The 11,758-nt window shown below is 61.5% G+C and carries 15 protein-coding genes; 9 read left to right on the top strand and 6 right to left on the bottom strand.

The genetic code is table 11. The features are described from left to right. Positions 1-77: 77 nt before the first annotated feature. Positions 78-524, bottom strand: a complete 447-nt coding sequence (rimI, locus tag SynA1524_RS04665) for a ribosomal protein S18-alanine N-acetyltransferase (protein ID WP_186499155.1) — start codon at positions 522-524, stop codon at positions 78-80. 56 nt (positions 525-580) lie between these two features. Between rimI and lysA the strand changes: the two genes are divergently transcribed. The 6 genes from lysA (at position 581) to SynA1524_RS12875 (ending at position 6,757) form a co-directional block, all read left to right on the top strand. After that, positions 581-1,960, top strand: coding sequence for a diaminopimelate decarboxylase (gene lysA / locus SynA1524_RS04660; protein ID WP_186499154.1), 1,380 nt, complete (start codon positions 581-583; stop codon positions 1,958-1,960). A gap of 21 nt (positions 1,961-1,981) precedes the next feature. Next, a complete protein-coding gene (gene cdaA, locus SynA1524_RS04655) occupies positions 1,982-2,812 on the top strand; it encodes a diadenylate cyclase CdaA (RefSeq protein WP_186499153.1) in 831 nt (276 codons plus the stop codon). After that, positions 2,809-3,591, top strand: a complete 783-nt coding sequence (uppS, locus tag SynA1524_RS04650) for an undecaprenyl pyrophosphate synthase (protein ID WP_186499152.1) — start codon at positions 2,809-2,811, stop codon at positions 3,589-3,591. Before cdaA ends, uppS begins: the two co-directional genes overlap by 4 nt. Next, positions 3,588-4,553 carry a biotin synthase BioB gene (bioB, locus tag SynA1524_RS04645; RefSeq protein WP_186499151.1) on the top strand — a complete coding sequence of 322 codons (966 nt, stop codon included), beginning with the start codon at positions 3,588-3,590 and terminating at the stop codon, positions 4,551-4,553. Before uppS ends, bioB begins: the two co-directional genes overlap by 4 nt. Positions 4,554-4,561: 8 nt before the next feature. Further along, complete coding sequence (gene trhO, locus SynA1524_RS04640) at positions 4,562-5,500, top strand: oxygen-dependent tRNA uridine(34) hydroxylase TrhO (protein ID WP_186499150.1); 939 nt, start codon at positions 4,562-4,564, stop codon at positions 5,498-5,500. Between the two features lie 186 nt (positions 5,501-5,686). Then, on the top strand, positions 5,687-6,757 hold the full coding sequence (locus SynA1524_RS12875; protein ID WP_502707917.1) for a metal-independent carbonic anhydrase family protein: 1,071 nt from the start codon (positions 5,687-5,689) through the stop codon (positions 6,755-6,757). Here SynA1524_RS12875 and SynA1524_RS04630 read toward each other — a convergent pair whose 3' ends face one another. Together SynA1524_RS04630 and SynA1524_RS04625 are read right to left on the bottom strand one after the other, a co-directional pair. Then, a complete protein-coding gene (locus tag SynA1524_RS04630) occupies positions 6,758-6,946 on the bottom strand; it encodes a hypothetical protein (RefSeq protein WP_186499149.1) in 189 nt (62 codons plus the stop codon). Beyond that, positions 6,946-7,095 (bottom strand): hypothetical protein, encoded by a 150-nt coding sequence (locus SynA1524_RS04625; RefSeq protein ID WP_186499148.1) that lies wholly within the window; start codon positions 7,093-7,095, stop codon positions 6,946-6,948. The genes SynA1524_RS04630 and SynA1524_RS04625 overlap by 1 nt, the downstream gene beginning before the upstream one ends. A gap of 58 nt (positions 7,096-7,153) precedes the next feature. On the opposite strand from SynA1524_RS04625, the gene SynA1524_RS04620 reads away from it, so the two are divergent. After that, complete coding sequence (locus tag SynA1524_RS04620) at positions 7,154-8,113, top strand: DUF952 domain-containing protein (protein ID WP_186499147.1); 960 nt, start codon at positions 7,154-7,156, stop codon at positions 8,111-8,113. Further along, positions 8,110-8,631 carry a hypothetical protein gene (locus SynA1524_RS04615; RefSeq protein WP_186499146.1) on the top strand — a complete coding sequence of 174 codons (522 nt, stop codon included), beginning with the start codon at positions 8,110-8,112 and terminating at the stop codon, positions 8,629-8,631. Before SynA1524_RS04620 ends, SynA1524_RS04615 begins: the two co-directional genes overlap by 4 nt. Here SynA1524_RS04615 and lipA read toward each other — a convergent pair. Both lipA and recR read right to left on the bottom strand, forming a co-directional pair. Further along, a complete protein-coding gene (gene lipA / locus SynA1524_RS04610) occupies positions 8,616-9,515 on the bottom strand; it encodes a lipoyl synthase (RefSeq protein ID WP_186499145.1) in 900 nt (299 codons plus the stop codon). The two genes, SynA1524_RS04615 and lipA, sit on opposite strands and share 16 nt — an antisense overlap. Positions 9,516-9,700: 185 nt before the next feature. Continuing rightward, the gene (recR, locus tag SynA1524_RS04605) at positions 9,701-10,279 is read right to left on the bottom strand and encodes a recombination mediator RecR (RefSeq protein WP_186499144.1); all 579 of its coding nucleotides are present in this window, start codon (positions 10,277-10,279) and stop codon (positions 9,701-9,703) included. 79 nt (positions 10,280-10,358) lie between these two features. Here recR and psbP point away from each other — a divergent pair, with 79 nt between their 5' ends. After that, positions 10,359-10,913 (top strand): photosystem II reaction center PsbP, encoded by a 555-nt coding sequence (gene psbP, locus SynA1524_RS04600; protein ID WP_186499143.1) that lies wholly within the window; start codon positions 10,359-10,361, stop codon positions 10,911-10,913. Here the strand turns inward: psbP and SynA1524_RS04595 are convergent, their stop codons facing one another. Beyond that, positions 10,914-11,720 carry an LCP family protein gene (locus SynA1524_RS04595; RefSeq protein WP_186499142.1) on the bottom strand — a complete coding sequence of 269 codons (807 nt, stop codon included), beginning with the start codon at positions 11,718-11,720 and terminating at the stop codon, positions 10,914-10,916. Between the last annotated feature and the right edge of the window lie 38 nt (positions 11,721-11,758).

Here is an 11,758-nt window from a genome sequence, read left to right as displayed (position 1 = left end):
CAACAAGATCAAAAAGATTTCGATCTTTTTTGTCTCTCAGGGACGGGAAACCGAACAACACCGAAGGCCGACCGGAGCTACTCCTCGGTGGACAACCGGCGCCACTGGATCAGGGCATCGGAACCGTCTCGGTAGTACCTCTCCCGACGACCGGCGGTTTTGAAACCAACGCGGTGATACAGAGAGAGTGCGGCGATGTTGTCGCTGCGAACCTCGAGGGTGGCGTGAGCGGCACCGTCCTGGCGTGCCCGTTGCAACAGCGCCGTGAGAAGACGACGGCCATGGCCCCGTTGGCGCTCGTCGGGATCCACCGCCAACACCGTGATGTGCAGCTCATCCACGACCAACCAGCCGCAGGCCACTCCGGACAAGCCTTCCTCGTCCCGCGCCAACCCAAGGCAGAGGCGAAGGGGATCCTCCAGTTCGGAACGCCACTGCTGAGCACTCCAGAACCCCTTCAACGCCCGTTCGTCCAGAACGAGACACGCCGCCAACCAGCGGGGATCGAGATCGATCACAGTCACCCTGAACCTGCCGGGGGCACTCCGATTCCTACATTGCCCCTCTTCGCCGGCCCGTCGTGACCCAAGCCATCGCCAGCCAGAAGCCCTACGAAGCAGAGCGGGACACGACCAGTCCCAACCGCAACCTGGCGCCAGTCACCACCTGTCTGGACGAGCGTGATCGGCTGATGGTGGGGGGTTGCCTGCTCAGCGACCTTGCCCAGCGCTACGGCACACCTCTTTACGTGCTGGATGAGGACACGGTGCGCGGCACCTGTCGTGCCTACAGGGACGCTCTGAAACAGCATTACCCCGGGCCCTCCCTGCCCATCTACGCCTCCAAAGCCAACAGCTCACTGCTGATGAGCAGCATCGCCGCCTCCGAAGGTCTCGGCCTCGATGCGGTCTCCGCCGGTGAATTGCTGACGGCTTTCCAGGGGGGGATGCCCGGCGAGCGGATGGTGCTGCACGGCAACAACAAGAACGACGAGGAGCTCCTGCTCGCCTACAACAACAACGTCACGATCGTCGTTGACAATCAGCACGATCTGGAACGCCTGGCGGAACTGGTGCCTGCCGGCGGTGCACCGGCCCGGCTGATGCTGCGCTTCACCCCCGGCATCGAGTGCCACACCCACGAGTACATCCAAACCGGCCACCTGGACAGCAAGTTCGGCTTCGACCCCGACCTGCTGGAGTCGGTGCTGCGGCAGCTGGTGGGCAAGCCCTGGGCGAAGCTCACCGGACTTCATGCCCACATCGGCTCCCAGATCTTTGAACTGGAGCCGCATCGGGACCTGGCAGCGGTGATGGCCGATGCCCTCAAGCTGGCCCGCAGCCTGGGGCATCCCGTGAAGGACCTCAATGTTGGAGGCGGCCTCGGGATCCGTTACGTGGCCTCGGATGATCCGCCAACCATCGAGCAATGGGTGAAGGTGGTGGCCGATGCCGTCACGGCCGCCTGCCGGGATCGTCAACTGGAGTTACCACGGTTGCTATGCGAGCCGGGCCGTTCCCTGGTGGCCACCGCCGGAGTGACGCTGTATGCCGTGGGTTCCCGCAAGACCATTCCTGGTGTGCGCACCTACGTCGCCATCGACGGCGGCATGAGCGACAACCCCAGACCGATCACCTATCAGTCGCTTTACACCTGCTGCCTGGCCGACCGACCGCTGGCCCCTGCGGAAGAGACCGTGAACCTGGTGGGCAAACACTGCGAATCCGGTGATGTTCTGCTGAAGGATTTACCGCTCCCCACCACCCGCAGCGGAGACATCGTCGCCGTGTTCGCAACCGGTGCCTACAACTCATCGATGAGCTCCAACTACAACCGAATTCCACGGCCCGCTGCCGTGGTGGTGCAGAGCGGCTCTTCGGAGCTTGTTCAGAAGCGCGAGCAGCCGGATGATTTGCTGCGCTACGACGTGCTGCCAGAGCGGTTCCGGGCGTTACCTTGAGATCAGTAAGACTTTGGCTGGGTGAACGTGCTGGCGGTGGTGGATCCGCGCCTGGTTCTTGACGTTCTGTTCGCCTCAGCCATTGGGTTTCTGCTGTTTTCCAGGGTCAATGAGGCACGAACCCTTTGGCTCCTGAGGGGATACCTTTTTCTGGTTGCTCTGGCCTGGTTCGTTCAGCGCTACGCCAATCTGCCGCTGACCTCGAAACTGGTCGATGCTTTGGTGCTGGCCTGCTCTCTGTCATTGGCCATTCTCTGGCAGGGGGAGTTACGGCGTCTGATGGAACTGCTCGGCACCGGCAGGCTGGCGGTGTTGCTCGGCAATCCCCAGAAGGAGTTCCGGGGCAGTGCCGGCACCGTGACGCAGATCACCGAGGCAGCCGGCCGCCTCTCACAGCAGCGTCGGGGAGCCCTGATCGTGGTAGATATGGGCAGTGATCTTCGGCCGGAGGACTTCCTCAACCCCGGCGTCGCCATCGGTGCGCAACTCAGTCGTGAACTGTTGTTGAATCTCTTCGCCGCCGACACACCGCTCCACGACGGAGCAGTTCTTGTGCGTGGCAATCGCATCGAAGCAGCCGGCGTGATCCTGCCGCTGTCCCGCCACAGCGTCAGCCGCTACGGAACCCGTCACCTGGCGGCTCTCGGCATCACCGAACGGTTTGACCGCTGTATCTGCATTGTTGTCTCTGAGGAAACCGGCACCTTGTCGCTCTCCAATCAAGGCAAGCTCGAGCGACCGATCACCAGTTCCAGGCTGGAGGAGCTCTTGCTGGAACTGCTCAGCAGCGCCGAATCCAGGCCACCAGCACGACGTACGGTGGTGAACTCATCGGCTGAATCGCTGTCTTGAGCCGACCTCCGGCCACCAGCCACGACACCACTCCATCCAGGCTCTGCCCTGCCGAGCTGGATAGCCAGCAGCTGCCCTCCCACGTGGCCGTGATCATGGATGGCAACGGTCGCTGGGCTGAATCCAGGGGACTACCCCGGGTAATGGGGCATCGCGCTGGGGTGGAAGCGCTCAAGTCAACCCTTCGTCTTTGCAGCGACTGGGGCATCGCTGCCCTCACCGCTTACGCCTTCTCAACCGAGAACTGGTCTCGGCCAGGTGATGAGGTGAATTTCCTCATGACCCTGTTCGAACGGGTGCTGCAGAAGGAGCTGCGCACCCTTGAAGACGAACAGGTCCGCATCCGTTTTCTCGGTGACCTGGACGCCCTACCGCTGAAACTGCAGGAGCTGATTGGTGATGCCACGGAGCGGACCGCTGCCAACGGCGGCATTCATTTCAACGTCTGCACCAATTACGGCGGTCGGCGGGAGCTGGTGCGAGCGGCGCAGCGTCTGGCGCGTCAAGCCGCCAACGGCGATCTTGTGCCCGAAGACATTGATGAGAACAGCCTGGCGGCGGAATTGTTCACCGCCGGAGAGCAGGATCCTGATCTGTTGATTCGCACCAGCGGCGAACACCGCATCAGCAACTTTCTGCTCTGGCAACTGGCCTATGCCGAGATCCACGTCACCGATGTGTTCTGGCCTGACTTCAATGCCGAGGCCCTGAAGCGGGCGTTGCTGGATTTCCAAAGCCGCTCCCGCCGCTTCGGAGGCCTTGATCCACTCACACCATGACGCTCACGATCCGCCACGACTGGACCATCGCCGAAATCCAGGCGCTGCTGGAGCTTCCGCTGATGGAATTGCTCTGGCAAGCGCAAACCGTGCACCGCACCGCCAACCCCGGCTACCGGGTGCAACTGGCCTCCCTGCTCAGCGTGAAGACCGGCGGCTGCGAAGAGGACTGTGCCTACTGCTCCCAATCGATCCACAACAGCAGTGATGTGACGGCCTTCGAGGCCCAGATGCAGGTGGAGCCGGTGCTGCAACGGGCCCGGGCGGCGAAAAAGGCTGGCGCCGATCGCTTCTGCATGGGCTGGGCCTGGCGAGAGATCCGCGATGGCGCTCCCTTCGAAGCGATGTTGTCGATGGTGCGCGGCGTGCGGGACCTGGGCATGGAGGCCTGCGTGACCGCCGGAATGCTCAGCGATCAGCAGGCGGAACGGCTGGCGGAAGCGGGCCTCACCGCCTACAACCACAACCTCGACACCAGCCCCGAGCACTACGACCGGATCATTTCCACCCGAACGTATCAGGAGCGACTCGAGACCCTGCAACGGGTGCGCAAGGCGGGTGTCACCCTCTGCTGCGGCGGCATCATCGGTATGGGGGAGACGTTGCGGGATCGCGCCTCGATGCTGCAGGTGCTGGCCTCGATGGACCCGCACCCGGAGAGTGTTCCTGTGAACGGTCTGGTGGCTGTGGAGGGCACCCCCCTCGAAGATCAGGCTCCGTTTGAGCCGCTAGACCTGGTGCGGATGGTGGCCACCGCAAGAATCCTGATGCCACGGGCCCGGGTGCGACTCAGCGCTGGCCGTGAATCGATGAGCCGGGAAGCGCAGATCCTCTGCCTGCAGGCCGGCGCTGATTCGATCTTTTACGGCGACACCCTGCTGACCACTGGCAATCCAGACGTTGAAGCCGACCGTCAGTTGCTTGCTGATGCCGGTGTGCAGGCCAACTGGCAGGAGTGCTAGACCACGGCATGAGTCGCTTGCTGGTGGCGGCGTTCTACGCCTTCACACCCCTCGATGACGACCAGCGCGAGGCTTTGCTGAGCGCCTTACCGCCCCAGGCCCATCAAGGGGCTGTGCTCGGCTCGGTACTGGTTGCCATGGAGGGCGTCAATGGCACGATCAGTGGTCCGGAGCAGGGGGTCGAGGGCCTGCTTGAGCACCTGCAGCAGCAGCTGAAGCTGGGCGAGCATTACTTTGAACGGTTGGAGGTGAAACGCAGCTGGGCGGAGCGATCGGTATTCCGCCGTTTCAAGGCTCGGCGCAAGAAGGAAATCGTGACCATGGGGGTGACTGGCGTGGATCCCCGAGCCAACGTCGGCACCTATGTGGATCCCGAGCACTGGAACGCCCTGGTCGATGACCCCGACACCCTGGTGATCGACACCCGGAACCACTACGAGACCGCCATCGGCAGCTTTGACGGTGCCATCGATCCAGGTACCGAAAGTTTCCGCGACTTTCCTCACTGGGCCGAAACCAAGCTCCGCCCCCTCATTGACGAGACCGCACCAAAGCGCATCGCCATATTCTGCACCGGCGGCATCCGCTGCGAGAAAGCCAGCAGTTACCTGCAACACCAGGGGTTCGGGGAGGTGCATCACCTGCGGGGCGGCATCCTCAAGTACCTCGAGCAGGTCCCCGAGGAGGAGAGCCGTTGGCGAGGGGAATGCTTCGTGTTCGATCAGCGGGTGGCCCTCAACCACCAACTGGAACCCGGAGAGCACAGCCTCTGCCATGCCTGCGGACTGCCCCTTTCACCCGAGCAGCGGTCTTTGCCGAGTTACATCAAAGGGGTGCAGTGCCTGCATTGCATCGACCGTTTTTCGGAGAGCGACCGCCAACGCTTCGCCATGCGCCAACGGCAGATGGACAACAAACAAAGCGCCAATTCAAGGAATCAGACCTAATGAAACTGAAAACAAGATTAGGGTTAGAAGCTCTTTTTAGCGGAATCGCTAAAAAGAGCGCATCTTATACTGATAATCATGTTCTCAGAAGATCTGTGTCAAGCGCTCATTGTCGAATGTATTGAACCACTCGGCACTGCACAACCGAGATCAAACGACTACGCAACTCTAGACACTGAGTTGGTCGTGAACGACCCTGTGATCACCAAAAAAGATGTCAAGCGGGCACACAAGGCCTGGACTAGAGCCTTGGTTGACATCAGCCAGACCTACAAAACCGAAGGCTTTGAAGCTGCTGAGTCCTTAGCTAGTGATGTAATCGACGGTGCCTATGGCTATCAACTCGGTGCCGTGGCTTTCAAGCCCACCTGGGCTAGCGGAGACACCACTTTTCGCACCAACCGTGACGGTGCCATCTCCTATTTCGTGGGCGGCAATGATGACTACGACGACCTTGGTTTCGCCATCGGCAACAAACCTGATGCCATCACAGGCGAGCGAAGCCCTTGGGCCAATGCACGTTTCGATCGCTCTGTCATGCGACTGGATGGCAACACCGCCACCGTGCAGGGCTTCCTCTACACAGAAGATGAATCCGGCAATGTGAGCTATGTGGATAAAACTTGGGGCTATCAAAAAGACAGCTCAGGAATTGTGCGTATTGTGATGCACCACTCCTCGTCCCCCTACGAGAGCATTGATGCACCTGAAAAGATTAAAAACGAGATTGTGAAGGCCCAGGGCTTTGACCCCGCCAACCAAATCACAAGAGATGAAGTGATTGATGCTCAAGCTACCTGGAGCCAAGCCCTAGTCGATATCAGCCAAACCTACAAAAACGATGGTTTTGATGCCGCCGAAACCCTGGCTGGAGATGTGATTGACGGCGCTTACGACTACCAGGATGGACCCGTCGCTTTCAAGCCTACCTGGGCCTATGGGGACACCACCTTCCGCACAGATCGTGCAGGAGCCATTTCATATTTCGTTGGCGGCAATGATGACTACGACGACCTTGGCTTTGCCATTGGCAACAAGCCCGACTCCACCACAGGAGAGAGACAACCTTGGGCTGACGCCTGGACTGAAAATGCAGTTATTCGCCTAGACGGTGATACAGCGACCTCAATGGGGTGGCTTTACACCGAAGATGAAGCTGGCAACGTCGGTTATGTCGACAAAACCTGGACGTACCAGAAGGGAGAAGACGGGGCAGTTCGGATTGTGGTGCACCACTCCTCCACTCCCTACGCCTGATCAGAAGTCGTCGGACTCTCCTAGGGAGTCCGACGACTTCTCGTTGTAGAGAGACTTCCACTCAGCATCCGTTTTGCAATAACGGGTGTGCTCCAGCATGTGAAGCGTTTGAACGGAACAGCCCAGGCCAACGATCACCATGGGGATCAACCAGACGGGATCGCGAAAGGAGATGCGCTTACGAGCCATCAGTTCACCTCCAGTTCACGGTCGTACACCTCATCGTTCTGAGAGGCCCAGCGCGCTTCGGTGACGCAGCCTCCGGCGTGAATTTGGTAATGGGCGACAAACAGACCCACCATCCAGGCGAGCATTCCAATGGGAACCAGAGCTCGCATCCACGATTCAGGCCGTTCACACCCATCCCTAACGCATCAACACTCCGACGCCAAGCTCATGCTGCCGATCCTCTACAGCTTCCGGCGATGCCCTTACGCCATGCGGGCACGTTGGGCCCTGTTGGAGGCGGGGTTACTGGTGCAGTGGCGCGAGATCGAATTGCGTGCCAAACCCGCCGCCATGCTGGAAGCCTCAGCCAAGGGCACGGTGCCGGTGCTGGTGCTGGCCGACGGCACCGTGATCGAGGAAAGCCTCGAGCTGATGCATTGGGCCCTGGCCCAGGCGGACCCCAGGGACTGTCTCGGTGCAGGTGATCTGGATCCGTGGGTGCAGCAGAACGACGGTGCGTTCAAACACCACCTCGACCGTTTCAAGTACAGCGACCGTTATCCAGAGGCGGATCGATCAACCCATCAACAGGAGGGACGGGCGATCCTCAAGGGATGGAATGACCGCATCCGAGCAGCAGGCTGGCTGGCCGGTGAACGGATGGGCCTGGCCGATGCAGCCCTGTGGCCGTTCGTGCGCCAGTGGTGGATCGCTGATCCTCAGGGATTCGATGCCGACCCTGAGCTGGAGCCATTGCGCGGTTGGCTGAACCGCTTCCTGCAGGCGCCTGCTTTTGAGCGATTGATGCAGCGCGCCGATCCCTGGGATCCAGGCGGTCAACAGCACCTTTTCCCGGCCGACGCCATCGCTGTTCCAACGGATCAATCCTTATTTCATCTGGCCCTCGCCTCGGATTGGCGTCAGGCCCAGAACGATGGGGAGTACCGCGTCTCCACCCGCGGACTGATGCTCGAGCAGGTGGGCTTCATCCACTGCTCCTGGCGCGAACAGCTCGATGCAACCTATGACCGCTTCTATGCCGATGCCGGTGAAGTGCTGTTGCTGGAGATCGACCCGGCTCTGATGTCTGCCCCCCTACGGGCCGACGCGATTCCCACCGGTGAACTCTTCCCCCATCTCTACGGTCCCTTGCCTTTCCATGCCGTGCGCCGCGTGAGCCATCGATGAACACCGAACCATCACCGTCCATCCTTGAGCGGCTCGAGTTGCAAGCCCGCGAGCGGGGCCTGCTGCTGCGGCTGCAGGTAGGCCGTCCGCTGGGGCTCTGGAGCCTGAGGTTGGTGGTGGCCTGCCCAGGGGCGAATGGCACAGCGCATCTGCTGGGGGAGATGAAAGGCTGGGGCTACGGAACGAGCAACGGCCTGCAGCTGGACACGATGCAGGTGGTTCCCCAAAGCCCTGCAGGGGTGGGCGATCTGGTCTGGGCCGCCACCATGGCCTGGGCCCTGGAGGCAACCCCCTGCCGCAGAGCCCGGCTGCTGGCGATCCGCGATGACGAACGCCAGCACCGCAGGCTGGTGCGTTATTTCCGCCAACGGGGCTTTCAGCTGGAGCGGGATGTGGCAGCAGCCCTGTGGGATCTGCCGTTGCGACTGGTGTGGGGTGGCGCCGGTGCGCTGATGAGTGGTTCGGTGGAGCAGGTGCTGGAGCGGAGCCTGCGGAGCTGGCGTCAGTCGGCAGCGTGATAGCTGCTGCGCACCAGCGGACCACTGCGCACCTGGGCAAACCCGAGATCGCGGGCCACGGCACCGAGCTCATCAAACTCCTCCGGCGTCCAGTAGCGATCCACTGGAAGGTGAGCCAAGGACGGACGCAGGTACTGGCCGAGGGTGAGGCGCTGACAATCCACGTCCCGCAGATCCCGCATCGCAGCAATCACCTCTTCACGGCTTTCCCCAAGGCCCAGCATCAACCCTGATTTGGTGGGAATCGCTGGAGCCAGCCCCCGGCACGCCGCCAGCAGCCCGAGGGATCGTTTGTAGGTGGCACCGCGCCGCACCTCACCTTGCAGGCGTTGGACGGTTTCCAGGTTGTGGTTGAAGCACACGGGTTCAGCCGCGAGCACGGTGGCCAACCGCTCACGCTGCGCGGCAACAGCCTGTTGTGGGTCGGGATGGCCGCCCCAGAAATCCGGCGTCAGCACCTCGATGGCAATCAGCGGATTGCGGGCGCGGATCGCCTCCATCGTTGTGGTGAACAGGGCTGCACCGTGATCAGCCAGGTCATCACGGGCGACGGCCGTCAGCACCACATAACGCAGCTGCATCGCCTCCACCGCATCAGCCACCCGTTGCGCTTCAGCAGGATCCACCGCCATGGGTGCCTGGCCCTTCTCCACTTGGCAGAAGGCACAGCTGCGGGTGCAGATGGAACCACCCAGCAAAAACGTGGCAGTACCAGCTGCGTAACACTCACCACGGTTGGGGCAGCGCCCCTCTTCGCAGATGGTGTGTAAGCGGTTCTGCTTGACCACTCCCTGCACCCGCTCGAGAGCTGATGCATCGCCGATCGGTCGCCGCAGCCATTCAGGCAGTCGTTCCGTCGGGGCAATGGTGCTGTATTTGCTCATGCCACACCTCCTTCACATAATTCTGGCGGGACGGACGTCAGCTGGGGGTGGTGGTGCCGGCAACCTGGGAGGGTGCACCCGCCCGGAGCGATGTCGCCGGCGATTCAAACATCACGGAATCCTGACGATGTTGCCTGCAACGCCGCACTTTCTACAGAAAGTGACGGGTGATACAGCTTAAAAGGTCATTCCACCGGGCGCCGGCCTTCCAGTGCCCTGCTCAGGGTGACCTCGTCGGCATACTCCAGCTCACTGCCCATCGGCAGGCCGTAGGCGATACGGCTCACGGAACAAAACGGCTTGAGCAAGCGAGCCAGGTAAAGACTGGTGGTGTCCCCCTCCACGCTGGGGGTCAGCGCCAAGATCACCTCCGTGATGTCTTCCTGGTTAATCCTTGCCACCAGCGGGGTCACATTGAGCAGCTCCGGGCCGATGCCATCCATCGGCGAGATCAAGCCACCAAGAACGTGATATCTGCCTTGGAATTCACGGGTGCGCTCTAGGGCCAGCAGGTCTCGGGAATCGGCCACCACACAGATCAAACCGTTGCGGCGCTCCAGGTTGCGGCAGATCTCGCATTCCGGATCGGCCGACAGATGAAAGCAGGTCTTGCATTGCCCCACCTGGGTGCGGGCCTCCAGCAGGGAATCAGCAAACTGGCGGATCTGCTCCTCAGGCTGGTTCAGCAAATGCAAGGCAAGCCGTTGCGCCGTGCGCGGGCCAATCCCTGGCAACCGCTCGAACTGATCGATCAGCCGGGCCAACGGTCTTGTGAAGCCGCTCAGGGGTCTGCCGCCTATGGCCCGGACTCTAGGCAGAATGCATCGATCTGCTCCGGTTTTGATGCAGCTGCTCCGCTCCCTCTCCCGCCTGCTCGTCTGCGGGGTCCTGGCGATGGCCCTGGGAGCCTGTGCGGCTGGACCAACCGCAGGGCTGCAGTCGTATCAGAGCCCCGATGGCCGCTTCGCCTTCCTCTATCCCACCGGTTGGACCCAGGTGCAGGTGAGCAATGGGCCGCGGGTGGTGTTTCACGACCTGATCCACAGCGATGAGACCGTGAGTCTGATGGTGAACAAGGTGGATGAGAACAACGACCTCAGCGAACTTGGCAGCGCTGTTGCGGTGGGAGAGCGGCTACGTCGTGAGGTGATCGCCACCGCCGGCAGCGGACGCACCGCCGAGCTGGTGGAAGCCCAGGAGCGTGAGGTGAATGGTCACACCTTCTACGACCTTGAATATGCAGTGCACCTGGAAGACCGCGACCGCCACGAACTGGCGACGGTGGTGGTTGACCGGGGGCGCCTCTACACCCTAGCCACCAGCGTCAACGAAGACCGCTGGGAGAAGGTGAATGACCTCTGCGGCCGGGTGGTGCGCTCGCTCAACCTGTTGGTTTGATCAATTCGGCCAGGTGGTTTCAAGGTAACTGATGCCACCGCGGCTGAAGGGTCGCGCTTCCAACCGATGCGCATCGAGATCAGTGCTGATTAATCCCGCGGCAAGACCAGCCATCTGAACCGGGTTGAGATCGGTTTGCACCTGCGTGCGCACGACGCCCAGCAACAGCGGCAGCTTCAAAAGATTCTGCGGCTGCCGCAAACGATTTGCCAAACCCTTCAACCCCAGTTGCTGTCGTTCCAGACGTCCGAAATCGCCATATCCGTCGTTACGCCAACGTAGAAATCCCTCCAACGCCTTGCTGCTCAACACCTGACGCCCAGGCTGCAGGTCAATCACCAGATCCTGGCTGCGATCCACGTAGTACAGCCGTTTGGGCACGTCGACTTCAATGCCGCCCACCAGATTGGCCAGCAACGGCAACGTCTGAAGCGACACCACCACGTGATGACGCACCGGCCGGTTCATCAGCCGCGTCAGCTCCCGCTCCACCGCCTCTGGTCCACCGCGCCTCAGCAATCCATTGATCTTCATCGCCCCGAATCCATCAGGGTTGATGTAGCTATCGCGGGGAATCTGTGTGATGCGCGTGCTGCCGGGCTTCACCTTCAACGTGAAGATCGTGTCGGTGTTGCTGCCACCAGCGTCCTGCCCCAGCACCACCACGTCGCCGATGCCAAGGCCCCACCAACCGGCCAGGGGATGACGCCGAGCCAACGGAACCGACACCAGCAATCCAACGGCCAGGCCCAAGCCGCACACCTGCCAAAGCGGGCGATGGCGCAAATTGGAGAACAGCGCGGCCATACCGTCACGCTAATCCCGTCTTGATGCGTTCTTAACCG

The organism is Synechococcus sp. A15-24, assembly GCF_014280195.1.
Classification (GTDB): Bacteria; Cyanobacteriota; Cyanobacteriia; order PCC-6307; family Cyanobiaceae; genus Parasynechococcus.
This window is presented reverse-complemented; position numbering and strand designations above follow the sequence as displayed.